Here is a 25,753-nt window from a genome sequence, read left to right on the forward strand (position 1 = left end):
ATTTTAGTGACCCCATCTTTTAATACTATCGAAAAGTTGGGATTAAACCTCAACAAAATTAAAGAACTTCGTCACAAAGCCATCGAGCTTTTTTTGGATGAGGAGATAGATAATGCTCAATTAAAAGTTTTTGTCAATGGATATTTATGCTTAGATGATCAACAAAGATACAATCCTTTCTGGACAACAATCAAATATTTGTTCAGTGATTTAATTGAATAATCTTTCCTTGACAAAAATACAAGAATTATTATAAAAGTTTGGATAAACCAGAAAAACTATAAAGTCTTATGAAGATTATTCAAGAATTATCTCAAAAGTCAACAATTGATGAGATTCTGGCCAGATAATTGGGATGGAGGGGTGAATCAACCTGATCCGAAAAAGAGATTGTTGTCGAGAGTCGGAGAGAAAAGCAATGAATATCAAGGATACGTTACACAATTTTGTCCAGTACCTAACAGAGGCTTTCGCTCGCATTTTTAGTCCCAGCAATGATGAATATCCCGATGTGGGGATGCAGCCTTTTGATTCTGAACCTTACCATGCTCCCAAGGGTAATTCTTAACTAAAAATGACGGGTAATTGCTTTGAGATAAAAGCTATGGGTAGGGATAATAACCCTACCTGATTTTATAGAAAAATAACTAATTCTCTGCTTGCCAATCAGGACAACTATCACTATCCCAACCGTAGGGATGGAAACCGCAGACGAGAAGATTACCTCCGTAGATATAACCGTGATAATTACGGCAACCGATACAAGCAGGATGGGTGTTAGGATCGGGGTTAACCTTAGGAGTGAGGGTAAAATCCGAGGGTTCATCTGATTCCGAAAAGGGGTATTCATCGAGGTTAAAAAATTCTTCTAATTCCTGGGGTAAAACCTCTTGAATAAACTGTTCCAGATCGATGATAATCTCCTCATTAATTTCTTCGATAGTTTGGGCTACTTCTTGGAAAAAAGTTTCAATTCCCACCGCCACAGTTTCGATCACTTCCCAAAAATCTTTCTGCCAATCGTCCATGTTTATACTTGCATCCCTTGTCTGGTAATAATTAATTATTTGTTGCTAAAATCTAGGTTTTAATCCCGTTGCAGTTTCCGTAATTCTTCCTGAAGACGTTCCACCTGTTGCCGCAATTCATCTACTTTTGGATTGGCTGCCTTGGTGTCTTCCTCATCTTCAATGATTTCTATCCGTCGGGGTTCATGGGGAATATTAGATTCGTTACCTTCTACCGTTTGCTGTTGTGCCTGTTTCACCAACTCATCAACGTATTTGCGCGCTTCTTCCGCGTTTATTTCGCCGCGAGCAATCATCTCATCGGCTAATTTTTGGGCTTGATTTCTTAATTCTTGTAAATTTACTTCAGCTTTTTCGGCGGCATAAGTAGCAATGCCTACACCCAAATAAACTGCTTTTTTGACTAAATCACCTAAGTTGGCCATAGCAAAAATCCTGAATTGATCGCTCTTACCTACTAGAATAAACGATCCTTCTCCCAAATGGAGATGGGTTTTGAGAGTCAGTGAACAGTGAACAGTAATCGGTGAACGCTTGCACCTCTATCCAAGAGAGCCATCAGTGAACTGATAACTGATGAGGTAAAGTTTTGTAAATAGATGCGGTGGTGGCGACGGCAAAATTGATCGCTATAAAGATGAAATTTTAGTCAAATTGCTGGTTTTTCGCCTTAAAAACGACGATAGAGCCTCATTAGGTCATTTTTAACCTAAATAGTGTGATTAAGCTCAAAATGACTAAATATTGCCGATAGCTGCCAGCAGCCCGCAGCTGGCTGAATTGATTTGTGTTCATCCTAACCAAAGATTTAAACTAAAGAATCGAGACCAGATTCCCGATTTAATCACAAAAAACTATGTTTCCTATTCATCGCCCCCGTCGTCTGCGTCAAACCCCTCAAATGCGCCGTCTGGTGAGTGAAACCGTCTTGACAGCCAATGACTTTATCTATCCCCTTTTCGCCACGACGGGGGAAGGTATCGCTCAGGAAGTGAAATCGATGCCGGGGGTGTACCAATTATCAATCGATAAAATTGTTAACGAAGCCAAGGAAGTGCGTGATTTAGGAATCCCAGCGATTATTTTATTCGGGCTGCCAGAAAGTAAAGACACAGAGGCGACGGGAGCGTGGCACGATCATGGTATTGTGCAAAAAGCGGCCACAGCAATTAAAGAGGCAGTTCCCGATCTACTCATTGTCGCCGATACTTGTTTGTGTGAATATACCAACCACGGTCATTGTGGTTATCTGCAAACGGGAGATTTAACCGGCAGGGTGTTAAACGATCCCACTCTGGAATTATTGCAAAAAACCGCCGTTTCCCAGGTAAAAGCAGGAGTGGATATCATTGCACCTTCGGGAATGATGGATGGTTTTGTGCAGGCAATTCGTCAAGGATTGGATGAGGCGGGTTATAGTGATACACCGATTCTTTCCTATACGGCTAAATATGCCTCTGCCTATTATGGTCCGTTTCGGGATGCGGCGGATTCTACCCCCCAATTTGGCGATCGCAGAACCTACCAAATGGATCCGGGTAATGCCAGGGAAGCTTTAAAAGAGGTGGAATTAGATGTATTAGAGGGAGCAGATATGTTAATGGTTAAACCTGCTCTATCTTATATGGATATTATCTGGAGAATCAAGGAAATGACTAATTTACCCGTGGCTGCCTACAATGTATCGGGGGAATATTCAATGATTAAAGCGGCGGCGTTAAATGGCTGGATTGACGAAAAACGGGTGACTTTAGAGACTTTAACCAGCTTTAAACGGGCGGGGGCTGATATTATCTTAACCTACCACGCTAAGGATGCCGTGCGCTGGTTAGCAGAGGGTTAAACTTGTTGATTGAACCCACCATGCTGATTATCGGTTAAACGGCGAAGCATCGGACCTACCATGACAATATAAACGACTCTCTCATGATTCTCTGGCAATTCCTCATAATTCCCACATAATCCTCTAGATTTATCAACCCAGACCAAGTTCTCTCTATTATCCATCGCCGGGCTGCATTGGTGATGGTGAGATAGGAAGTTTTCCTTTTGGGTGGCCAGTCGTCAATAGCAACTTAGGTTATACTTCATCTTGAGGAGAAATGCTGTAATTATATTCTTTTGCCGCTTGTACTAAGGATAAAAGTTGTCCGGTTTGATCGGTTCCCGATACTCCTAAATCACTGTGACAGAGGATAACTTTTTCGCTTACCCTTGCTAACAAATCCCTTAAAACTCTCTGTAAACGGTCCTGATTTTCCTCTAATTCTGCTTCTGTTGTCCAGGGTTGATAGGGACTTTTTAGCCAAAAAATTGGCGCAGCAAAAAGAGTAGCAGCACCTCCTTGTTCCCAGAGTGGAGAAGAACAATCTAGCCAAAAATGCCAACGATGACTAGAACGAAAAGAACGATATTGAAAGATATTGCCTAGGGTGACTGCTGAGGAAGATTTAATAAATTGTCGCACAGGATAGGGATTAGCAGTAATTGTACCACGGCGCAAAAGTTGGATAAACTGACTAATAGTTTCGCTGGGACTTTGAAAAGAGGGTTCACTCTCACGCAAACGCCGATCGATCTCCCAAAAATGTTGGGCAGTTTCCATTAATTCTCGCAAAGCTGCCAAGTGATCGAAGGGCAAATTTTCCCCATCGTTTAATAATTGTTCGATCGCTTGATTTAAGACAAAAATCGGGAAAAGTTTGGCTTCTTGCTGCCGTTTTTTCATCCCTTCGATCCAGTGACAAATTCTTTCGTAGGCAGTACAAGCTTTTTGTCCTAAGCGATCCCAACGGGGAAAAGTTTCGATCGCTAATAAACGAGGATTTTCTGGATGCACTTGATAACAATGATCGGCAATTAATCCGGCGCGAACTGGATCGATATCGGGAATTAAATTTTGTTCTTCATCCCAGCGATAACGGCTAAAAATCACCAGCATTTCCGCTATGGCCTCTTGGGGGGCTAAACGCCCCAAATTTTCATAAACAAGGGCGAGAAGGGTCAATAATGCCCGAATCAGAGGACAACTGATCAGGGGTCGTTGTTCGTTCAGGGGTTGAACGGCTATCCCGGCACCGGTTAAAATTTCCATCAGGCTATAACGGGCGATTTCGTCTAAACCGGGGGCAATAACGGCGATTTCTTCGGCTTTTACTGCTCCTTGATTGACTGCTTGAATAATAGCTGTGGCTGTCTTCCGCAACAATTCAGCGCGAGAGGTGGTTTGCAGGGAGATGAATTGATCGGGAAGATTGCCAAGATAGTTACCGTCGCTGATTAAGGAGAGAATCGTCTCGCTAAACTGAGCCGCTAACCCGTTAGTGGTAGATAATGGCATAGTTTGACAGCGTGCCGCTAATTTTTGTAGATAATCGGGATCGGCAGTTAATCCTAAGCGGATTTTTCCCTGGGGATTGTAGGTAAAAACGCTAAAACAGTCATGATCGAGGAAAAAACTGAGTAAATCCTTGGCAATAGCCGGATAATCGTCCACATCGTCCGCAAAAACTGCCCGGAAGCGTTTTAATAGTTGCTGTTGATAACGACTATCAGGGAATAAATAGCGCCAATAGAGTTCGTAGATGATACCATAACTTAATAAACCACGTTCTAGAGACCAATCACGCCATTGAATGATTAATTCTCCCACTTTTTCTGGTGTTTCCTGCTCATTAATCGCTAAAACTCGTTTTAAATCTGTTTCTGATAATCCGTCGGCTAATCTTTCGGGTATCTTTTCTGCGGGAACACCACTAGCGCCGGCTAATTGTAACAGATCGAGAACTTGACGGACGAAACGATATTCATTTATGCTAGTAAGCTGGAATAATTTAGCGATCGCTGGTTGCCAGAGACGGGTGGCGAGTTCCTGCTCCGTTTCTGGGCGTAATCGGCGGGGAAATTGCGCTTTTAGCCCCAAAAACTCGAAAATTAACGGCCAAAACAGGATGACTTCATCGGTGAGAAAACCTAAAGGGGTTTTGCAGAGAATCGGATGGCTACCCTTAACAGCAAGGGCTAATCGATCGGCTAATTCCCCTTTATTATCATCGTTGGCAGCGAAAACTAAGATCGATCGAGGAAGGGGCGATGATTTCAGTTGATCGCGAGACACCCAGCGCTGAAATTCCCTGACTAAAGCGGTGGTTTTTCCTGATCGCGTGCCACCTTCGATCCAAATTGGTATGATTGACATCGTTTTTTCTCGATTGTATTTGTTAAGATGACTGATCGGTACTCTAGCTTTTTCCTTGTGGAAGTAATTGTTTTCTATGAATCTTAATCGGATTTTACAAGGTGTTAATCAATGGTTATTACAAACTCCTGAACGTTCTTTAGATGAGGCGTATCATGCAGCTTTGAAGATTAAGGAGATAGAAGACAAGCATTTTCAAGGGCGAAAAGTGGCCAATGGGTTCTCGAATTATGGCAGCAGCACTAATTCCTATTTTATCTCAGAAGTTAAAGGTTATCTGCAAAAAATTAAAGTCAGATTGACGGAGTTTAAAGCTAGTCGCTCGATCGTTAATACCTTTGGACCAAATCAACCGACAATTAATAATGGGGTGATTACTGTCACCACAGATGTTTGTCTGAAAAAACTTCAGTTTATCGATAGTGTTATCGGAAAATATCAAGATAATTATTGGCAAGAAGATATTCAAGATGTACCCAAAAGTCTCCAGAACCGAAATTTTGAGCAGGAAACATCTAAAAATAAAACTTCGAGAAATCGCTCTTTTTTAGCGGCCGGTAGTCCTGAAGAGGAGGAAATAATCAAAAGTAATAAATCCCAAAAAGCTACGGAAAAACCGGGGGTTTTACCCCGTTCTTTTGTCAATACTTTTAATCGCATTAAACAGGAAATCGATCCGCAAGCGGAGGAATCGGAGGAGGCAGTTTTAAAGAAATTTCGCAACTCTCGTTATAAAACCGCCATTTCTCTCAAGTTTATTTTACTGTTAATTATTGTTCCTTTATTAACCCAACAATTAACCAAAACTTTCCTGATTACCCCCTTGGTTAATAAATATTTCCAACAACAGGAACAGTTTATTTTTATCAATCAGGATTTAGAAGAAGAGGCTTTTTCGGAATTGAGAAGATTTGAGGAAGCTTTACATTTTCGAGGTATGATTGGTTTAGCACCCAAATTATCTAACGAAGAAATCGAGGGAGAAATTACTAAAAAAGCGGCGGTACTAAGTGAAGAATTTCGCCAACGAGGTTTAAATGCGATCGCTAATATTTTCGCCGATATTTGTTCCTTGATTGCCTTTGGTTTTGTTGTCGCTTTTAGTCGTCGAGAAATCGAGATTGTCAAGTCTTTTCTCGATGGCATTCTCTATAATCTTAGCGATTCAGCTAAGGCTTTTTTAATTATTCTCTTTACCGATATATTTGTCGGTTTCCACTCTCCCCACGGTTGGGAAGTGATCCTAGAAGGGTTAAGTCGTCATTTCGGTTTACCGGAAAATCGCGAGTTTAATTTTCTCTTTATCGCCACTTTTCCCGTGATCTTGGATACAGTCTTAAAATATTGGATTTTCCGTTATCTCAATCGCATTTCTCCCTCGGCAGTGGCTACCTATCGTAATATGAATGAATAGGGTAAAATCGGGGATAAACTTGTTAATTTACCCTTCTAATTTTGGGAGGATAATCTTGCCGCTGTCTCTTGTACTTTGGTAGATTCTAATTGCAAAGCAGTGGCAATCTGTTCTATACTTAAACCTAAAGCTAGTAAACCAGCGATCGCTTCAGTTTTAGCTTCTTCACGACCTTCTTGTTTAGCTTCTTGATAAAGTCGAGTTTGTCTGAGATCATCTAATCCGAACATAGCTTCTAACTCCGTGCGACTAAGATTAGTAAATTTATAGGCTAAGGTTCTTTCAATTAATTCTATAACTTTTTGCTGGAAAACTAGATCATCAATTTCAGCGATCGCTTTTTCTAAAAGTGGTTTCCCTCGTTGCTGTGCTAATTGGGGTGTAGCGACGATTAACTGAATAATTCCTAAACCCAGAGACGGATCGAGATTATCGATTAATTCATCTAAATAAATACGTCTGATCTGTCCCGTTATCTCAAATCCCCGCAGTTGATAGGGAAAGTTATTATCGAGATCCCTGGAGGCAAATAAAGCGACAGCTATCCAATCCTGAACGGGTTTATACTGATTGAGATAGATGACAATTTCTGTTAAAAACCGCCAATAAAAATCACTTTTATCCTGAAATTGCACTTCAACAAAGTAAATAATTAGTTCCGGTGCTGCTGTGGTCGGTAAAAAAATACCGTCAAAACGACGCGCTAATTCTTTGATTTCTCGGGAGGAGAATTGATAATTTTCAGCTTTCTGGGTTGATTCTCCCAGTAATTCAAAAATTAACCCCGGAAAAGTTTGCAAGAGTTGATAAAAAATTGTATCGGTCTTCACAAGCTTAAAACAATCTAGATATTTACTAACAATTACTTACAAATCATCCAACAATAGCGTTACTAACACCTTATCGACGCGATTACCGTCCATATCCACCACTTCCAAACGCAACCTTTGCCATTCAAAATGATCAGCAGCCCCCGGAATCCTGCCAAGATGGGTAATAATAAAACCCCCTAAAGTGTGATAATTGCCCTGTTTTTCCCCGGGTAATTCACTGATTTCAAATAATTCTTTAAAATCTTCGATCGCCACTGTGCCATCGATCAACCAAGAACCATCTTCCCGCTGCACGATCTGAGCATCTTCAATATTATCTAATTGGGGTAAATCGCCGACAATTGCCTCTAAAATATCCTTGCGCGTCACCAATCCTTGAATCACCCCGTACTCATCCACTACCAAGGCAATATGATGACCACTTTGCTGCACCAATTCTAAAACCTTTAAACCCCTAGTGCTTTCCGGCACAAAAAGCGGCTGTTGTAAATCCTTCGTTAGGTCGAAACTTTCACCGTTTAAACAATCCGCTAATAAGTCTGTGACTTCAATTACCCCCAAAACCTCATCTAAACTGCCCTGACAGACTGGAAAACGGGTATGATTGCTCTCAATTAGCTTCTGGCGGTTAATTTCGGCACCATCTTCCAAATCTAGCCAAACAACATCCGGACGCGTGGTCATAATCTGACTTACTCGGCGATCGCCCAATCCTAACACCCTTTCCACCATATCCTGTTCTGCTTCCTCAAAGGTTCCCGCTTCGGTTCCCTGTTTAAGCATAATTTTCAATTCTTCTTCCGTAATTGGGGAATCATTATTATCACCGCTAATCCCCAACAAACTGAGAATCAGATTAGTCGATTGACTCAAAAGATGGACAACGGGCGAAACAATTTTTGATAAGCGATCAAGAGGACCGGCAACAAGGATAGCGATTTTTTCGGGATTACTTAAACCTAACCGTTTCGGCACTAATTCCCCCACCACCAGGGATAGATAGGTAATAATTAACACCACTAATCCTAATCCCAAAGCTTGATTGTAGGGGGCTAAAACAGGAACTTGCGCTAATAATTTCGCCACACTTGCCGACAAATTCGCTCCTCCGTAGGCCCCGGCAAAGATTCCCACTAGGGTAATGCCAATCTGCACCGTAGATAAAATTTGATTGGGATCATTGGCCAATTTTAAGGCCACCGCCGCCCGTCGATCATCTCTGGCTAATTGTTCTAAACGGACTTTGCGGGCCGAGACAATGGCAATTTCCGAGAGGGCAAAGACTCCATTGAGGAGGATCAGGAAGAAGATAACAAGAATTTCGGTAGTCGCCGAGAACATGGTTAAAAGTTACAGGTAAAAGGGCGGATAGTTGTTTGGATCATAGTGCGAGGATCGGTTAAGTTCAGTAAAGAATCATCTTGATTTTTAACGAGTTACGAAGGCTTGTGTCTGGAGGGAGGTACTCCCAGTATAAATGGGATAGGATCAAGTCCGCACTCTTAGCTCAGTTAGCAGTGAACAGTCAAGAGTGACCTGTTGCCAGTCAAAAAAGTTGTCCCTGGGAGAGTGGGGACAAACCATCTCAATCTATTCGCCTGAAAAATTATGATCGCTACACCCGTATCATCGAAATCGAACGCTATCACGGAAATCCGCCCCGGACTACCGACTATTTGCGGTTGGGAACAGGAAATCGCAGCGATTGTCAATCACGATGATCCGATCTTTTTACGGACAACAAATCTCAAATTAGACAATATTAAGGCTGGTTTTGCCTGTGCTTTGCATATGCACCAACCCACCATCCCCGCGGGTGTTAACGGTGAATTAATCTGCAATCTCCAGCATATGTTCGAGAATCAGGGGGATGGTGATAACCATAATGCCAGCGTTTTTGCCTGGTGTTACAGTCGCATGGGCGATTTTATCCCAGAATTGGTGGCGGAAGGCTGTAATCCCCGGATTATGCTCGATTATTCCGGCAATCTCCTCTGGGGTTTGGTACAGATGGGACGGCAGGATATCCTCGATAAACTCAAATTAATCACCTGTAACAGTCAATATCAACCATTTGTGGAATGGTTGGGGACGATGTGGAGTCATGCGGTGGCCCCTTCCACACCGATTCCCGATCTAAAATTACAGATGCAAGCATGGCAAACCTATTTTGCCTCGATTTTTGGTCTGGATGCCCTAAAACGAGTCAAAGGGTTCTCTCCCCCGGAAATGCACCTTCCTAACCATCCTGATACCCTCTACGAGTATATTAAAGCTCTGAAAGAATGCGGCTATCGTTGGTTATTGGTACAGGAACACTCGGTGGAAAATCTCGACGGTTCGGGATTGAGTCAGGAACAAAAATATATTCCTAATCGCCTGGTGGCCCGTAATTCTCGCGGTGAAGTGATTGCGATTACTGCTTTGATTAAAACCCAGGGTTCCGACACCAAATTAGTTGCCCAAATGCAACCCTACCACGAGGCCAAATGCCGCGGTAAACAGCAAATCGGTGGCGTTTGGGTTCCTTCCCTAGGTTCCCAGATTGCCGACGGTGAAAATGGTGGCGTGATGATGAATGAATTTCCTCGCGATTTTCCCAATCCTTGGCGGGAAATGCAGGGGGGTTCCAGTGTGGCAGGATTTAACGGTACGGAATATCTGGAGTTAATCGAGGCTGCTGGCGTTAATCCCGAAGATTATCCGGCAATTCAAGCCGTACACCAGCATAAAATCTGGCAGCGAGTTAATCCCGATGCCGCTACCCCAGAAGCGGTAGAACAGGCGATCGCTGAGTTAAAACAGTCCGACCACCGTTTTAGCATGGATGGGGCCTCTTGGACAAATGATCTCAGTTGGGTGCGCGGTTACGAAAATGTCCTCGAACCGATGAACCAATTAAGCGCTCAATTCCACGAGAAATATGATCCTTTAGTACAGGCGGATCCTAGTTTTACCCGACGACCGGATTATCTGGAGGCACTGCTTTATAATTTGCTTGTGCAAACCAGTTGTTTCCGTTATTGGGGCCAGGGTACTTGGACCGATTATGCCCGCACTTTATACGCAAGAGGCGCGGCCTTAACCCGCTAGGATAGTAAGGTATCTAGGGCGCAGATTCTGCGCTCTAGTAGCACAGATGTATTAAACTAAATCCTGTTTAAAAGGTATCGGGGAGCGGCGAGAAACAATCCATCTTCTTTACATTAATTTACGAACCCTCTCTTCGATGTTTTTTAGCTGACCAAAAAGCCCCAAGGTGATTCTCCCCGTTGGCAACCCTAATCCCGCAACAATTAGAGGCAACACCGATGATGACTGGCGCTTCCCCTGCTTTCCACTCACCCGCCGATTCTTCCGGGGCAAAAGTGCAATGCCATGGACGATTATTATGGCTAGGCATAGGTTGCATCCGTGGCACGGAGAAAGCGGTCATAGATAGGGCAATTAGGGCTGTTTTTCAGCGTTATCACCTCTCTTTAGCCGCTATTGCTGGTATCGCCACCCTTGACATCAAAGCTGATGAACGGGGTTTAATTGCCTACTGTCAGGAGAAAGGATTGCCCCTAAAAACTTTTACTGCCCAGGAGTTGAGAGATATTAAGGTCCCCAATCCCTCAGCTATTGTCAAGAAGAAAGGGGGAACCCCTAGCGTCGCTGAGGCTGCCGCTTTAAAAATGGGCGAGATTTTGCTAGTTAGCAAGCAAATAGAAGCCAAATCGGTGACGGTGGCGGTTTCTTTGGCAGCAAGGGAATAGAGAGGATACCAAATCGATGCTTAAACAGGTTTTATTTCTTAGTAATGGTCATGGCGAGGATTTAAATGCTAGTTTAATTGTGGGGGAATTACAAAAAATTCAGCCCCAATTATCTATAGCTGCTTTGCCTTTAGTGGGAGAGGGAAAAGCTTATCAAAAATTGCCAGTACCAATTATTGCCCCCACTGCCACTATGCCATCGGGGGGAATTATTTATACCAATCCTTTTAATTGGATTAAAGATATTGGCGCGGGATTAATTAGTCTAACTATTAAACAAATTCAGGCAGCTTTTAAAGTTAGCAAGAATTGTGATTTATTGATAGCAGTGGGGGATATTGTGCCGATTGCGATCGCTCGTTTAACCGGTCGTCCTTTTGTGGCTTTTATTGTTTCTACTTCCAGTTATTACGAAGGTACAATTAAATTACCTTTACTCACAGAATTATGCTTAAGATCGAAGAATTGTTTAAGGGTTTTCACTAGGGATAAATATACAGCAACAGATTTACAAAATCGGGGTATTAAAAAAGCGATTTTTGCTGGTTATCCAATTATGGATGTGTTAACACCAACGGGTAAAGATTTAGAATTAGATAGTCAAATTCCCATGATTGCTTTATTAGCGGGGAGTCGTTTACCTGAAGCTTTGAGTAATTTAGCTTTACAGTTAAAAGTCTGTGAGGAAATAGTTAAAATTAAACCGATGCAGTTTCGGGCTGCTATCATTCCTAGCATCAGAGAAACCGACTTAGAAAATTTGGCTAAACAAGAGGGATGGCATTATTTAGGAGCGGGAAAATTAGAGAAAAATGGGGCTTTATTGTGCTGTTATCGTGATGCTTTTGCCGATATTCTACACCATTGTGACGCTTGTTTAGCCATGGCGGGGACAGCAGTAGAACAAGCGGTAGGATTAGGAAAACCCGTCCTACAAATACCCGGATTTGGTCCCCAATTTACCTACCCTTTTGCTGAGGCACAAATGCGCTTATTAGGGGAATCGGTGATAACTATTGGAAAGAAACCCACGGAGGTAAATTTATTTAAAAATGCTGCGGTTAAAATTATCGATATTTTGGCAGATTCTCGTTATTTACACAGATGTTTAGAGAATGGCAAAATTAGAGTGGGAGAGTCCGGAGGTAGCAGGAAGATTGCCGAGGAAATTTATATAAACTTAGGGTGTTAGGGCAGCGTAATCCAGCTTAAAATTAACTCAATTACCTTCTAATTAAACATCGTCATTTTCCTGAACGGATAAAAACTCAGCCACCGCTTGATTAAAAGTTTCAGGTTCCCCTAAAAATGCCCAATGATTACCCGGTATCTTTTTAATTTCTAGAGACTTTAAATACTTTTTATAGGATTGAATTTGCCAAGCAGTGCGATTTAATCCCTGTTGAGGAAGGATCAATAAACTGGGAATATCTAAAGCTTTAGTTAATCCGGCAAACCCCATGACATCCTCAAAAATTTCCCCGCGTGCCGATAAAGTAAATTTACTGCTCCAACTGCCATCCGCTTTTTGTTCGATGGCATTTTTAAACACCTCTTGCTGTAAATTTGACCAACCTTTATATTGTTTTAATTGACGAGCGATCGCTTCTATGCTCTGATAACTATCAAAGGAACGAGTAATCTTTAAAAAGGGCAAAACTTGATAGAGAATTGGAAAAGTTATCCTCATCCAACTAGGCATTTTATCGATAAAAAAGGGATCGACTAAAATTAAACTCTTAAATACTTCCGGCTGTTTAGTTGCCCAAATTGCCGCTATTTTAGCACTCCAAGAATGACCTAAAATATGTGCTTGCGTCCAACCTAAATGATTAATTAAAGCCCTTAAATCGCTGATATAATCCTGAAAGTGATAACCAGTTGCCGGTTTATCGCTTTCCCCATGTCCCCGCAAATCTGGAGCAATAACTTGATAATTTGAGCTTAAATAATCGCCCAAACTTGACCAAACCAAAGCATGATCCGCCATGCCGTGCAATAATAATAGAGGTATACCTCGATCGCTCCATTGTAAATAGGAAATTTCCATCGAGTTATTGGTAAAAGTCTGGCGTTGTGGCATAAATTCTCGACCGATTTTTATTCTATAATTTAAATATCACTTAATAAAACTTCATACAATGGCACTACAATCGCCCCTCACTGCCACTAGCTTAGAGCAATTGTCTTGGACATGGCAAGGTCACACCATCCCCTACACCGTGCGGGGAGAAGGACAACCCCTAGTATTAATTCACGGTTTTGGGGCATCTATCGGTCATTGGCGCAAAAATATCCCCGTTTTAGCGGAAAATGGCTATCAAGTCTATGCCCTAGATCTCTTGGGATTTGGGGGTGCGGATAAGCCCGCTTTAGATTATAGTCTCAACCTTTGGCAGCAGCAAATACAAGACTTTTGGCGGGAAAAAATCGCAAAACCGACCGTATTTGTCGGTAATTCCATCGGGGGACTGATTACCTTAATGCTGATGGCAGAATCTCCCGAAATCACTGCCGGAGGCGTAATTATTAACTGTGCCGGAGGATTAAACCATCGTCCCGAAGAATTAAATTTCCCTTTGCGTTTAATCATGGCTGCCTTTACCGGTTTAGTTAGTTCCCCCGTGACAGGAAAGTTTATTTTTGAACAGGTAAGACAGAAAAATCGCATCCGGAACACCTTAAAACAAGTTTATCGGGATCATACCGCGATTACCGAGGAATTAGTCGAAATTCTCTATCAACCCTCCTGTGATGCGGGTGCGTGGGGAGTGTTTGCATCGGTGTTGACAGCACCCCCCGGACCTTCTCCCCAGGAATTATTACCGCCAATCGATCGCCCTTTATTGGTACTCTGGGGAGAGGATGACCCTTGGACACCGATCGCCGGTTCGGTAATTTACCAAGAAAGAGCTAAAATGGGAGATAATACCCAATTTTATCCGATTGCCAAAGCTGGTCACTGTCCCCACGATGAACATCCCGAAAAAGTTAATCAATTAATTTTGAGTTGGCTGTCGGAAATGGGGATTTAGTCAGTTATCGAAGATTTTAGCGATTAATAGTTACTGGAGAAATCTGCCAATCGGGGCGAAGATTTTTCGCCCCCCGGAGATAGACGTGCTGCATTTCCCCTTGTAGTTTGAGAGTATTAACGTGGAGAATTACGCGAATACACTTGTCCAGACTACCAGCGACCTGCATCTGTTGCACATCGAGGAGGGGGACATTTTGCCAATGGGGACGTTCGCGAGCGATAGCAGCGGGGAAAATCACGTCTAAATCCTGAGTTGCCGTAAAGATAACACTAACAATATCATCGGGGTCGAGACTATTGTGAATTTCGATCGCTTCGAGGAGTTCTGTTACTGCTTCTCGTATAGCTTCAATAGTATTAACCGTTACTGTCGTCGCTCCCCGAATGGCTCGAACCTTCCACTGCACGATTGTCATCCTCCGCTAATCCTGATGAGTCAATTTTAGGGGTTAACGCGCCCTTTTTCTCGACTTTAATCTGGCCATCAGGGGCGGTATAACCACAATAGTTGTCCGTTAACTTCCAATTCAAATTCTAGACGCTGTAGGGTTTTTTGTAATCCTGGGGGTATTTGGGAACGATTGCCCGTCAGACGACTGAGGAGGGGTTTCGGTTCTTCGATAGTCTGACATTTAGTTTTATCTGGGGGTAATCCTGCCAATTCTAGCGCCCAAAGTCGGGCATCTTCCTCGGTTCCCAGGCGATCGACCACTCCTAATTCTAACGCCTGTTGACCGGTAAAAATGCGCCCATCGGCAAAACTTTTCACCTGATTGACATCTAAATTTCTGGCTCCGGCGACGGTTTGCAGAAATTGCTGATAACTGGTATCGATCATATCTTGGAGAATTCTTTCTTCTTCATCAGTTAATTCTCGATCGAAGGAGAGAATATCTTTATAGGGGCCAGATTTAATCACTTTAAACGAAACTCCCACCTTATCCAACAATCTTTCCAGATTGTTCCCTCTCAGGATAACACCGATCGAGCCAGTAATCGTGCCGGGGTTAGCCATAATATAATTAGCCCCCATACCGATATAAACGCCACCAGAGGCGGAAATATTGCCAAAACTAGCGATTATTTTCGTGGTTTTTTGTAACCGCTTCAATGCTTCATAAATTTCCTGGGAATCCCCCACGGTTCCCCCGGGGGAGTCAATGCGGAGAAGTAGGGCGGGATATTGCCTTTCTTTGACGATTTCTAGGGCTTTTAAGACCCTTTTGCGGGTATCGGAGGCAATTGCACCTGTAATTTCTATTCGAGCGATTTGTTTGCGGGTTTTCGGTTTAAAAGGCCAGACCATCAGGTTTAAATATCTCTCAAAAAAGGACTCTTTCTAATCTAACGCTTTGATCGTTCTAGGTTAAGCAGACATTATATTTCAGAATTTAAGGACAAAATGTCTGGTTAAGTGTATAATAGCATTAAGTGACCAGAGTTGAGGTAGGCGAGGTGAAGATTTGGGCAAGGTGGAATCCTTTAATTTAGATGGCTTAGATCTGTTTTTCAATTCTCACGATCATTGGCCACCTCATTTTCATGTTCGTAAACCGGGCCAATGGGAAATTAGAGTTTTTTTCTTACTTTGTAATCAAGAAAATGGTCTAAATTTTCAGGTGAAATGGCCCGCCAATGCCAAAATATCTAGTAAGGAAAAAAAGCAAATACTCGACCACGTTTTAGCCAATCGTTCTACACTCCTGATTGAATGGGAGGCAAAGGTCTGTACCTGGGAGAATTAATTATGTTAAATAAGCCAGAAATTACTGTTATAATTGAGGATAAAGAAATTTATAATTTCTTGCCAGAGTTTCAATCTGTGCAGATTCTTTCTTTACCAGATTTAAAGAATATTGATTCTTTAAAAAACATCTTTATTTGTACTTCTTTGAACGGTTTAAAATCAGTGTCAGATATTGCCAGAAATGCTAATGATAAACATCATCTGCGAGGTCTTTTTATCCGAGCAGACATTGATTCTATCTGCTTGCCGCAACTATTTAAACGGGCCAATTTACGCACCCTGCGAAATACCCTCGTTTATCGAGATTTTACTTTACCGACAAGGGTGATTAATGCTTGGAGTTGGGGAGCGCAAGAGCATTTAATCGCCACAGCTTTAGTTATTGAGGAAAGTTTATTAATCAGTCGCTGTGATCTCAATGAGCTAGAAATTCCCTTTGCATCTATGCCAGCTTTACAGCGTATTCCTCTAGAAGAAAGAGAGAAGTTTATCATAGCAGAAGATGGTAGTTATATTCATTGGCCAGTCGTGGACATTCATCTTGATATAGAGGCTTTTTTGAGTGTGATTGAACCAAAAGCAAAACAAAAGTTTGCAGCGATTAAATTAAAACATGATCAGATTTTTGGTCGAGCGATTGCCTCTTTACGCAAACAGCATCAACTGCGACAATCAGATATTATAGGAGTATCCGAGCGTCAAGTGAGACGCATTGAACAGGGAGAAGGAACAAAGGTAGAAACCCTTAATTTATTTGCCCAAGCTCACAAAATGGAACTTAATGATTATCTTGATGCTGTTGCTGGGTTAATCGATAATACTTCAGTAGATTTGCTCCAATCTTAAGCTTTTAACCCTTGATTAATTCGAGTAATTGTGCTTCGGTTAGCTGAGTAATGCCCAATTCTAGGGCTTTTTCTAGCTTAGAACCCGCCGCTTCTCCTAGCACTAAATAATCGGTTTTTTTGCTGACAGAACCCGTCACTTTCCCCCCAGCTTTTTCGATTAATTCTTTCGCTTCCTCCCGTTTGAGAGTTGGTAAAGTGCCAGTAATCACAAAGGTTTTCCCTGCTAAAGTCGCTTTCGTGGTGGTGGTTTTTGCTGCTGCGGCAAATTGTAAACCCGCTGCCTGTAATTTAGCGACTAAATCCCGATTAGCGGCGATTCTAAACCAATCATAGACCGATTGAGCGATTTCTTCACCGATACCATAGACAGAGGCTAAATTAGTCACGCTGGCGTTAGCTAACTCCTCCACTGTCCGAAAACTTTCGGCGAGAATTTTGGCGTTAACGCTGCCCACATAGCGAATTCCTAGCCCATAAAGTACCCTCGACCAGCTTTGATTTTTGCTTTGAGCCATAGCTGTAATCAAATTTAAGGCGGATTTATCGCCCATTCGGTCTAATTTGGCAATTTCCGTTTTTTCGAGGCTGTAGAGGTCAGAAATGGCGGTAACTAATCCCTGTTCAATCAGCAAAATTACCACTTTTTCCCCTAATCCCCGGATATCGAGAGCATCGCGACTGGCCCAATGTACCACACTTCCCCGCAAAATCGCTGGACAGGAACTATTAACACAGCGCGTCACCGCTTCCCCCACCGGACGGACTAGGGGAGATTGACATTCAGGGCAATTAGTGGGCATCTGGAAAGGTAAAGTCTGGCTAGGACGCAATTCTGGTAGGATTCTCACCACTTCCGGGATAATTTCCCCCGCTTTGCGGATAATTACCGTGTCACCGACTCGGATATCTAATTCGGCCACTCGATCGCTATTATGTAAAGTAGCCCTTTGTACGGTGGTTCCTGCTACCTGTACCGGTTCCATCACCGCCATGGGTGTGACTGCGCCGGTGCGTCCCACATTGACGATAATATCTTTAACTACCGTGGGGACTTCTTCGGCTGGATATTTTAAAGCGATGGCCCACCTGGGGAATTTTTGGGTGAATCCTAAGCGATTTTGTCGCTGTAAATCGTTGATTTTGACTACGACACCATCGGTCATGTAGGCTAATTGATGACGTTTTTCTTGCCAATCTTGATAGTATTGCGCCACTTCTTGCAGGGATGGACAGAGTTGACGGTGGGGATTAACCAGAAATCCCATGGTTTTTAATCTATCTAAGGATTGCCATTGAGTAGTGATATGGTTATCGTCTAAATGCAGGGTATAGGCAAAAAATTGTAAGCGTCTTTTATCAACTATTTTCGGATCTAATTGTCGTAGGGTTCCTGCTGCCGCATTGCGGGGATTAGCAAAGAGAGATTCCCCTTTTTCTTCTCTTTCTTGATTGATTTTATCGAAGGTATCGAGGGGTAAAAAAGCTTCGCCGCGCACTTCCACAATTGCCGGGGGATTGTCTATATTTAAGCGTAAAGGAATAGAGCGAATTGTCCGCACATTGGGGGTAATATCTTCGCCAGTGACTCCATCCCCTCTAGTAACACCTCTGACTAAAAAGCCGTTTTCGTAGGTTAAAGCTAATGCGGAACCATCGATTTTTAATTCACACACATATTCTGTGTCTTGGGTTTCATTTACATATCTTTGCCAACGGCTGCCCCATTTATTTAATTCTTCGAGGTTAAAGGCATTTTCGAGACTATAGAGGGGAATATTATGACGGACAGAAACGAATTGACTAGAGATTTTATCTCCGACTCTTTGGGTGGGACTATCGGGGGTGATTAATTGGGGATAACGCTTTTCTATGTCCTCTAATTCCCGATAAAGTTGATCATAAACGCTATCGGGTATAAAAGGATCATCAAGAACATAATAAGCATAACTGGCTCTTTGTAGTTCTGTTTTTAGTTGTTGGCAACGTTGTTGGATTTCTAAGGGGATAGTCATAATCGTTAATAATGCTACTGTGCAAAAACCATTTGAGGAGTTAATTGTAAATCGGGAAATGTCACCGATATTATTCTATCTTCGTTGTGAAATTCTGCCAGTTCATAAAATCCCGAAATCAGGGTTAAAACCGATATTTTTAGGGACATAGGATCGATAATCCAGTATTCAGGAATGCCTCTCACCGCATATTCTGAACGCTTATAACGGTAGTCATCATCGGCATTACCCGGGCTAACAATTTCTACAACTAAGAGGGGAGGAAATTCAATCACTGCTGTGGTCATATTTCTAATCTCTTGACATTGTTCAGCAGTTAAAATCATTAAGTCTGGGATTCTCGATTTAGCTTTATCGGTGCGAATTCCTACAGTAGCGGGCATAACTTGCCAGTCTAATTGTAGCCTCTCTATTTCCCTTTCTAACACCTTAAATATATATCTAAGTATCAAAGCATGAAAGCCACTAGCAGGAGGCATGGTAATTAATTCTCCGTTAAATAATTCGTATTTATTATCTGTGGAGTCCTGATAATTTAAATATTCTGTAAAGGTATATATTTTTTGTTGGGTAGCAACCATAATAATCTCTAAAAAAAACTTAATTGAATCTCCTTAAGGGGGGTAGGGTTGATTCATGAATCAACCCTACTATAAATCAACCCTACCATGAATCAACCCTACCATGAATCAACCCTACTATGAATCAACCCTAGGGTTAGGGGGGAACTGACAATTTTTAACACCTAGCTTTTTACTTAGATTCGATATCCTCAACTTTTTTGGGAACTGTTGCAGTTAAAACCTCATTTCCTGTGGCAGTAACTAACACATCATCTTCGATACGGATACCGATACCTCGCCATTTTTCCGGCACTTCTGGCTGTCCTTCAGCTGGTTTAATATCGGTGGCGATATAAATACCCGGTTCCACGGTTAAAACATGACCAGGCTGCAAAGTTTGCCAAGTTTCTTCGTTAACTTTATAACCTCCTGCATCATGGACATCTAATCCTAACCAATGACCAGTTCTGTGCATATAAAAAGGCTTATATTTTTCCTCTTTAATTATCTCATCAATATCGCCGACCAATAGCCCTAAATCTATTAATCCCTCCACAATTGTCCTCACGGCTGTGTCATGAAAAAGATTATAAGGATTACCTGCTTTCACCACTTCAATCGCCTTTAATTGCGCTTCCAGAACAATTTCATAGATAATTTTTTGTTCGGGGGTAAATTTACCATTAACGGGAAAAGTGCGGGTAATATCACCGTTATAGTAATTGTAGGCACAACCGGCATCAATTAACAAAAGCTCATTTTCTTGTACTTGGCGATTATTGTTGATATAGTGCAGAATACAGGCATTAGCACCACTAGCGACAATAGAAGGATAAGCCGGACCCATACCCCCTTCTAGACGAAAAGTATGCTCGATTTCCGCTTGAATTTGATACTCATAGTGACCAACTTTGGTAAATTCTCTGGCCCGATTATGTGCCTGTGCTGAAATAGCAGTTGCTTGGCGAATATTGTCCAATTCGGCTGCGGTTTTCAGCAAGCGCAAAGGATGGAGAATAAAATTAGTATCCTCTAAAGCAGTCGGTCCAGTGCCGCGACGGGGAAAAGTGGCGATTAATTTTTGCCAGTGATTGAGAACATTTGTATTAAAAGTTTTGTCCCGTCCGAGATGATAATAAATTCTTTCGGCTTTTTCGAGATATTGGGGTAATTTTTCCTCCAATTCTTGGATAGAATAGGCCTCATCAGCACCAAAAATCTCCTTTGCTCCTTCCACACCGTGGAGATAGCCGGTCCAGGTTTCTTTTTCGGGGTCTTTTGGCTGCACGAACAGGATAAACTGATGTTCGGGGTGATGGGGTGCTAAAATCGCCACCGCGTCCGGTTCATTAAATCCTGTCAGGTAAAAAAAGTCACTATCCTGACGATAGGTGTATTCTACGTCATTGTGCATGACCGCCATGGGCGCACTGCGAAAAATTGCGGTTCCATTGCCGATTTTTTCCATTACTTGCTGACGACGGTGCTGAAACTCTCTGCGATCGATGCTCATAGATATTCCTAAAAATGTCACAATAAGTCTTAGAGTCTATTATCGCTAATCTTTTTAGTTTATGACCCCTGAAGAACCAGATTTTTCCCAAGATATCATCGAAAGGCGTGAGTTTACCCTAGCAGATTTTATCGCTCAAGAGGGGGCGGATTTCCTCAAAGGGGAATCACCCGTCCCCAAATTGGTGCAAGTTACCACAGAGATTAAACAATTTATTGCCGCTAATTTAGGGGATTCTTCGGGAGCTTTGCAGATAATTTTACAGCTTATCGTCGATGAAGAATTAACCAAAGTCAGTCAAAATTTAGATAATCCCGTTCAAGCTTTAGAGTTAATCCTAGAAGAAATTTTAGACAATCAAGAATTACTCTATGAATTAGTACACCGAGTCGATGTGAAATGGGGACAATTATACGGGGAACGTCCCTATTTTCAAAAACCCCATCAAAAACCCCACCCTGAAGACGAATACACCCACAATTCCGTCAGAGATAAGTTAGTCAGTTTATTAGCCAGATTAGAACCGAATAAGTAGTAGAGTCTATAGCAGTTAGGCTCTCTTATTCTTTGTGTTATGAGTTTAACTTATATAGGAGCGATCAATCTTTGTGTCCTTTGTGTCTTTGTGGTTTTTCCCATAGGAGACTCCGAGACGATTCAAGACATACCTTATCTTTAGGAAAAACTCTGTATTTTAATTATTTCTTAATAGAAACCAACAGGACTGACAAGGAGTATCTATCCCTAGACAGACAACCGGGGGGCGGTCAGAGGTGAAAATAGGTGTAAGATCAAAAAATTCTCCGATAACTGTTGCCCTATCCCCCGCGTGCCTACCTATTCCTACTATACCGCCGATGTTTTTAGCGATTGCATTTTTGGCGGTAATCCCTTGGCGGTTTTTCCGGAAGCATCTGGATTAACCCGCACCCAGATGCAAAAAATCGCCGCCGAATTTAACTTCTCGGAGACAGTCTTCGTTTTTCCGCCAGAAACGCCCCAAGGCACTAAAAAAGTCCGGATCTTCACCCCCAGTACCGAATTACCCTTTGCAGGGCATCCTACCGTCGGCACAGCCTATATTTTAGCCCTAATCGGTGCTATTCCCCCTTACCGAGAAACCACGATTTATCTAGAGGAAGGAGTCGGTTTAGTACCGGTAAAAATTCTCATGGAGGGGGAAAAACCGGTCTATAGTGAGTTAAAAGTGGCACAATTGCCAGAATTAGTGACGGATACTTATGCTCTCGATGATTTAGCGGCGATTCTTTCCCTAAGCGTTGCCGATTTCTTACCCGGTTATCCCCCCCGCGCCTTTTCCTGCGGCCTTCCTTTTTTATTCATACCCGTCAAAAATCGCGATATTTTAGGGAAAATAAAACTAAATCTAACTCTCTGGTCATCATTATTGGGACAATCCCCCGCTAATTCCCTTTTTGTCTGCTGTTTTGACCTAGAATCTCCCCTATCTCGTCTCTATGGCCGAATGTTTGCCCCCGGTTTAGGAGTTATGGAAGATCCGGCCACCGGTTCGGCTGTGGCCGCTTTAGCGGGCTACCTAGGAGGGTTAGAATCTTCTAGGGAAGGGATGAATCAATGGACAATAATCCAGGGGGTGGAAATGGGCAGACCCAGCAGTTTACAATTAAAGTTTCAGAAAAACAACCGTAAAATTACGGAAGTTTCTGTGGGTGGTGCATCAGTTCTGGTCTGCCAAGGTAAGATGATAATTCCCGATGGGGAAACAAAAAGCCCTACAAAAGGGTCATTGTGATACTAAATCTGTTGAGTATAGGCTACATATCAGGACAGGCAAAAGGCAATAGGCAATAGGCTTCGGCCGTGAGCTCAGCCTTCGACAAAAGCTCGCCGAACATCCGAGGTCCGAACGGCAAAAGGGGGAATAAATAATCATTCTTGAATAACCGGATTTAGTATCACTTTCGAGTCAAGAGGCAAAAATACAAATAAAGCGAGAACTGTCGCTCTTGCAGTTCCCGCTCTATTATTGTTGGAGTATCTAACGCCCGAATATTGAGTTAAATTAGTACAAATCTTCTTCTTTGTGAGTTTCGATCACACAGTTAGAGGTAGGATGGGCGACGCAGGTGAGGACATAACCCGCTTCAATTTGATCCTTATCTAAGAAGGATTGTTCGGATTGATCGACACTACCACTTATAAGTTTACCAGCACAGCTGGAGCAAGCACCAGCGCGGCAGGAATAAGGTAAGTCCAGTCCTTGCTCTTCAGCTACATCGAGAATGTACTCATTATCGGGAACATTAATTGTAGTCTTAAGTCTTTCAGCTTCATGTATCAGGGTGACTTTATAAATTGCCATAGGTTGTTCCTCAGTCTCAAAATCCCTTCTCTCCCCGTTCAGTCTAAACGGGTCGAATGAGTTTCCTTTTTGATACTACGCGAAAATTTACCCGGCTCAACTTACCATTAGTAATGACAGCCTTAAATAAACTTAAAATAATATTTACTTATCTCTTGAGTAAATAGGGCTTGCTGAATAAGTCTAAAAACCTTGTTGGATAAGGCTTTTAGACTTTTTTGATCTCAAAAAGTGCCGACCATTGGAGGGATCGGGGGTAAAATTCAGGTACTTTTTCCCTGAAAATTAGGTAACTGACTACCTCAAAATCGGTAAAACCCTACACCCCACACCCCACACCCCACACCCTGCCCCCACCAACAAACTTTTTCAGCAGACCCTAAATAACTCCCGATAGTTGTGGATGAATCGTCAAATAATTTCATCAATCTTTAGGTAATAAGTAGTCGGACAACATTAAAGTTTTTTAGCCATCAGCTAGAAAAGCTAAAAGGCAAGAGTTAGGAGTGGGCGAGATGGAGAAGAAACAAGCTTAATCCTGCAAAAAAGCGAGAGGATAACTCATATTCTCAGCAAAGCCCAAGATACCTCCATCTCGATGCTCATAGAGTAAATTTCCTTGACTATCAAATAAAAAAGTCCCTCCCCGTTGGGTGAGATAACTACTATCGGGGATATATGTTGACCAATTGCCCAAAACTTGACCCATATTACGCAGTCTCAGGGTGGCTAATTCAAAAGGTCGCTGAAAACCTTGACCCCCAGCAAGATTGAATAGGGAACCCCGGAAAGGTGGTAAAGGCCGCGCTTGCATTGTTTCCTCCTCGGCAATTAATTGGGGGGCTTTGCGATCGCCAAGATAACCCCGCAGCACTTCGGCCAGAGTCCCCGGACTACCCACACCCGCACACATCAAAATTAGATTTAACCAGGCATTTTGTCCGGGAGAAAATCCGGGTAATTTTAGCGATAAACCCCGATAAAGTCCTAATAAATCGTGTAATTCGGCTTTAGGGTCAACAAAAAGCCAATCTTGCCGAAATTTCGTATATTCAGAGAATTTTAAGCCTGAATTGCGATCGCCGATACCGATGGCACGAATGGTGATCCCGGCATTTTGCCAAAGGGCTGCCTCTTTTTCTAGCCACCAAGCATATTCGAGACTGTCAAAATCTCCCAATTGCGGCCAAACAAGAATTAAAAGACGTTTGTAGTCGCTACAATCGCTTAAAATTGGCACTATTTGCCCATCGCTGACCCTTTGGCGTTGAATTGTTGAAAATATTTCATAGCTACTGCTCATCTGTAAATTTCTCCTAATAAAACCTCCTCTTTTGCCCCCGTGACTTGCGGTAAATTACCGGGGAAATCGTGCCAGCGCCAATAGGCCAAGAGGGCAAAAGCGATCGCTTCTTTAAAATCGCTATTTAATCCTACCTCATCAGTGGTCAAAAGCTTGACATTTGACCCCAAATGTGTTAGGAGTCGTTGGCGCAGGTAGGCATTGCGAGCGCCACCACCACAGAGCAGCACTTCTGCGGGCATTTCCGGCAAAAAGGTTTGATAGCTGTGGGCGATCGAAATGGCGGTTAAATCGGTTAAACTAGCCAACCAGTCGGCATCACCGAGGGAATAAGCTTGGGCATCCCGGTGCAATTGGGCTAGATAGGCGGGACTAAATAACTCTCTGCCAGTGGATTTAGGGGGATATTGTTGAAAATAAGGCTCCTGTAGCCATTTATGAACTAATTCGGGGCAGGGTTGACCCTGGGACGACCATTGACCGTTATGGTCGTAGGTTTGTTGGCCTTGGCTCAAAAATTGTACGGCCAAATCGATAAGGACATTGCCGGGGCCGGTATCCCAACCGAAAATTTTTTGCTGCCAATTTTTCCTTTGTCGAGGGGGTAGATAGGTTAAATTGGCAATACCGCCGATATTTTGGACGCAGCGGGCTTTAGTGGGGTGAGAAAGCAGATAAGCGTCAATTTTCGGCACTAGGGGCGCACCGTGACCAGCTTGGGCGATATCGGCAGCGCGAAAATTACTAATGGTGGGAATACGGGTAATTTTTGCGATCGCTGCTCCCCGTCCTAATTGTACCGTGTAACCGAGGCGATCGTTTGCGGGGGGTCGATGAAAAACGGTTTGACCGTGACTGCCGATTAATTGGGCTTTTGGGGCTTCTTTTTGGATATTTAAGGCGGCTTGGGCAAATTCTGCGGCAATATCATCATCTAAGCTGGCTAAAGCTTCAATAGATAGCTTTTCTCCCCCACAGACTTGTAAAATTGTCTCGCGTAATTGGGGGGAATAGGGATAGGTTTCCCCTGCTAATAACTGCACCTGTGGAGATTCCACCGTACCGCTAATCTCCACTAAAGCGGTATCGATGCCATCCACCGATGTGCCACTCATTAAACCGATAACTAACAAGTTTTTTCCCTCAAGTGTCGAT

The 25,753-nt window shown here is 42.7% G+C and carries 26 protein-coding genes; 12 read left to right on the forward strand and 14 right to left on the reverse strand.

The window, feature by feature from the left end:
- Positions 1-6: 6 nt before the first annotated feature.
- Together myaer_RS09800 and myaer_RS09805 are read left to right on the forward strand one after the other, a co-directional pair.
- Positions 7-222, forward strand: coding sequence for a hypothetical protein (locus myaer_RS09800; protein ID WP_235614835.1), 216 nt, complete (start codon positions 7-9; stop codon positions 220-222).
- Between the two features lie 196 nt (positions 223-418).
- Positions 419-568 carry a hypothetical protein gene (locus myaer_RS09805; RefSeq protein ID WP_004163638.1) on the forward strand — a complete coding sequence of 50 codons (150 nt, stop codon included), beginning with the start codon at positions 419-421 and terminating at the stop codon, positions 566-568.
- Positions 569-647: 79 nt separating this feature from the next.
- Here the strand turns inward: myaer_RS09805 and myaer_RS09810 are convergent, their stop codons facing one another.
- Positions 648-1,028 carry a hypothetical protein gene (locus myaer_RS09810; protein ID WP_046661953.1) on the reverse strand — a complete coding sequence of 127 codons (381 nt, stop codon included), beginning with the start codon at positions 1,026-1,028 and terminating at the stop codon, positions 648-650.
- Positions 1,029-1,087: 59 nt separating this feature from the next.
- A complete protein-coding gene (locus myaer_RS09815) occupies positions 1,088-1,453 on the reverse strand; it encodes a phasin family protein (protein WP_046661954.1) in 366 nt (121 codons plus the stop codon).
- 431 nt (positions 1,454-1,884) lie between these two features.
- Between myaer_RS09815 and hemB the strand changes: the two genes are divergently transcribed.
- Complete coding sequence (gene hemB, locus myaer_RS09820) at positions 1,885-2,871, forward strand: porphobilinogen synthase (protein WP_046661955.1); 987 nt, start codon at positions 1,885-1,887, stop codon at positions 2,869-2,871.
- A gap of 237 nt (positions 2,872-3,108) precedes the next feature.
- On the opposite strand, the gene myaer_RS09825 is transcribed toward hemB, so the two are convergent.
- On the reverse strand, positions 3,109-5,226 hold the full coding sequence (locus myaer_RS09825) for a hypothetical protein (RefSeq protein WP_046661956.1): 2,118 nt from the start codon (positions 5,224-5,226) through the stop codon (positions 3,109-3,111).
- 76 nt (positions 5,227-5,302) lie between these two features.
- Between myaer_RS09825 and myaer_RS09830 the strand changes: the two genes are divergently transcribed.
- The gene (locus myaer_RS09830; protein WP_046661957.1) at positions 5,303-6,640 is read left to right on the forward strand and encodes a proton extrusion protein PcxA; all 1,338 of its coding nucleotides are present in this window, start codon (positions 5,303-5,305) and stop codon (positions 6,638-6,640) included.
- Positions 6,641-6,675: 35 nt separating this feature from the next.
- Here the strand turns inward: myaer_RS09830 and myaer_RS09835 are convergent, their stop codons facing one another.
- A complete protein-coding gene (locus myaer_RS09835; protein WP_046661958.1) occupies positions 6,676-7,470 on the reverse strand; it encodes an Rpn family recombination-promoting nuclease/putative transposase in 795 nt (264 codons plus the stop codon).
- Between the two features lie 36 nt (positions 7,471-7,506).
- Complete coding sequence (locus myaer_RS09840; RefSeq protein WP_046661959.1) at positions 7,507-8,814, reverse strand: hemolysin family protein; 1,308 nt, start codon at positions 8,812-8,814, stop codon at positions 7,507-7,509.
- Between the two features lie 267 nt (positions 8,815-9,081).
- Between myaer_RS09840 and myaer_RS09845 the strand changes: the two genes are divergently transcribed.
- From myaer_RS09845 to myaer_RS09855, 3 genes are all read left to right on the forward strand, one after another.
- Entirely contained in the window at positions 9,082-10,566 is a 1,485-nt protein-coding gene (locus myaer_RS09845; protein ID WP_046661960.1) for a glycosyl hydrolase family 57, read from the forward strand.
- Positions 10,567-10,787: 221 nt separating this feature from the next.
- The gene (locus myaer_RS09850; protein ID WP_071846451.1) at positions 10,788-11,231 is read left to right on the forward strand and encodes a cobalamin biosynthesis protein; all 444 of its coding nucleotides are present in this window, start codon (positions 10,788-10,790) and stop codon (positions 11,229-11,231) included.
- A 16-nt stretch (positions 11,232-11,247) separates the two neighbouring features.
- Positions 11,248-12,423, forward strand: coding sequence for a lipid-A-disaccharide synthase-related protein (locus myaer_RS09855; protein ID WP_046661962.1), 1,176 nt, complete (start codon positions 11,248-11,250; stop codon positions 12,421-12,423).
- Positions 12,424-12,465: 42 nt separating this feature from the next.
- On the opposite strand, the gene myaer_RS09860 is transcribed toward myaer_RS09855, so the two are convergent.
- Positions 12,466-13,314, reverse strand: coding sequence for an alpha/beta fold hydrolase (locus tag myaer_RS09860; protein ID WP_046661963.1), 849 nt, complete (start codon positions 13,312-13,314; stop codon positions 12,466-12,468).
- Between the two features lie 58 nt (positions 13,315-13,372).
- Between myaer_RS09860 and myaer_RS09865 the strand changes: the two genes are divergently transcribed.
- Complete coding sequence (locus myaer_RS09865) at positions 13,373-14,266, forward strand: alpha/beta fold hydrolase (RefSeq protein ID WP_046661964.1); 894 nt, start codon at positions 13,373-13,375, stop codon at positions 14,264-14,266.
- Between the two features lie 16 nt (positions 14,267-14,282).
- Here myaer_RS09865 and aroH read toward each other — a convergent pair whose 3' ends face one another.
- Complete coding sequence (gene aroH / locus myaer_RS09870; RefSeq protein ID WP_046661965.1) at positions 14,283-14,684, reverse strand: chorismate mutase; 402 nt, start codon at positions 14,682-14,684, stop codon at positions 14,283-14,285.
- A 68-nt stretch (positions 14,685-14,752) separates the two neighbouring features.
- Positions 14,753-15,574 carry a signal peptide peptidase SppA gene (sppA, locus tag myaer_RS09875; RefSeq protein ID WP_002793030.1) on the reverse strand — a complete coding sequence of 274 codons (822 nt, stop codon included), beginning with the start codon at positions 15,572-15,574 and terminating at the stop codon, positions 14,753-14,755.
- A 166-nt stretch (positions 15,575-15,740) separates the two neighbouring features.
- Between sppA and myaer_RS09880 the strand changes: the two genes are divergently transcribed.
- Both myaer_RS09880 and myaer_RS09885 read left to right on the forward strand, forming a co-directional pair.
- On the forward strand, positions 15,741-16,013 hold the full coding sequence (locus myaer_RS09880) for a DUF4160 domain-containing protein (protein ID WP_235614836.1): 273 nt from the start codon (positions 15,741-15,743) through the stop codon (positions 16,011-16,013).
- Positions 16,014-16,015: 2 nt separating this feature from the next.
- On the forward strand, positions 16,016-16,861 hold the full coding sequence (locus tag myaer_RS09885) for a DUF2442 domain-containing protein (protein ID WP_046661967.1): 846 nt from the start codon (positions 16,016-16,018) through the stop codon (positions 16,859-16,861).
- A 4-nt stretch (positions 16,862-16,865) separates the two neighbouring features.
- Here myaer_RS09885 and ligA read toward each other — a convergent pair whose 3' ends face one another.
- From ligA to myaer_RS09900, 3 genes are all read right to left on the reverse strand, one after another.
- A complete protein-coding gene (ligA, locus tag myaer_RS09890; protein WP_046661968.1) occupies positions 16,866-18,875 on the reverse strand; it encodes an NAD-dependent DNA ligase LigA in 2,010 nt (669 codons plus the stop codon).
- Between the two features lie 14 nt (positions 18,876-18,889).
- On the reverse strand, positions 18,890-19,456 hold the full coding sequence (locus myaer_RS09895; RefSeq protein WP_046661969.1) for a Uma2 family endonuclease: 567 nt from the start codon (positions 19,454-19,456) through the stop codon (positions 18,890-18,892).
- A 172-nt stretch (positions 19,457-19,628) separates the two neighbouring features.
- The gene (locus myaer_RS09900) at positions 19,629-20,951 is read right to left on the reverse strand and encodes an aminopeptidase P N-terminal domain-containing protein (RefSeq protein ID WP_046661970.1); all 1,323 of its coding nucleotides are present in this window, start codon (positions 20,949-20,951) and stop codon (positions 19,629-19,631) included.
- Positions 20,952-21,012: 61 nt separating this feature from the next.
- On the opposite strand from myaer_RS09900, the gene myaer_RS09905 reads away from it, so the two are divergent.
- Positions 21,013-21,486: a hypothetical protein gene (locus myaer_RS09905; RefSeq protein ID WP_002784701.1), complete on the forward strand. Its 474-nt coding sequence runs from the start codon at positions 21,013-21,015 to the stop codon at positions 21,484-21,486.
- A gap of 294 nt (positions 21,487-21,780) precedes the next feature.
- Complete coding sequence (locus myaer_RS09910; protein WP_046661971.1) at positions 21,781-22,725, forward strand: PhzF family phenazine biosynthesis protein; 945 nt, start codon at positions 21,781-21,783, stop codon at positions 22,723-22,725.
- A 270-nt stretch (positions 22,726-22,995) separates the two neighbouring features.
- Here the strand turns inward: myaer_RS09910 and myaer_RS09915 are convergent, their stop codons facing one another.
- The 3 genes from myaer_RS09915 to myaer_RS09925 form a co-directional block, all read right to left on the reverse strand.
- Positions 22,996-23,295, reverse strand: a complete 300-nt coding sequence (locus myaer_RS09915; protein WP_046661972.1) for a ferredoxin — start codon at positions 23,293-23,295, stop codon at positions 22,996-22,998.
- A gap of 532 nt (positions 23,296-23,827) precedes the next feature.
- The gene (locus tag myaer_RS09920) at positions 23,828-24,598 is read right to left on the reverse strand and encodes a peroxiredoxin-like family protein (RefSeq protein ID WP_046661973.1); all 771 of its coding nucleotides are present in this window, start codon (positions 24,596-24,598) and stop codon (positions 23,828-23,830) included.
- Positions 24,595-25,731, reverse strand: a complete 1,137-nt coding sequence (locus myaer_RS09925; protein ID WP_046661974.1) for an anhydro-N-acetylmuramic acid kinase — start codon at positions 25,729-25,731, stop codon at positions 24,595-24,597. The genes myaer_RS09920 and myaer_RS09925 overlap by 4 nt, the downstream gene beginning before the upstream one ends.
- Between the last annotated feature and the right edge of the window lie 22 nt (positions 25,732-25,753).

The sequence above is a fragment of the Microcystis aeruginosa NIES-2549 genome (assembly GCF_000981785.2).
GTDB classification, from domain to species: domain Bacteria; phylum Cyanobacteriota; class Cyanobacteriia; order Cyanobacteriales; family Microcystaceae; genus Microcystis; species Microcystis aeruginosa_C.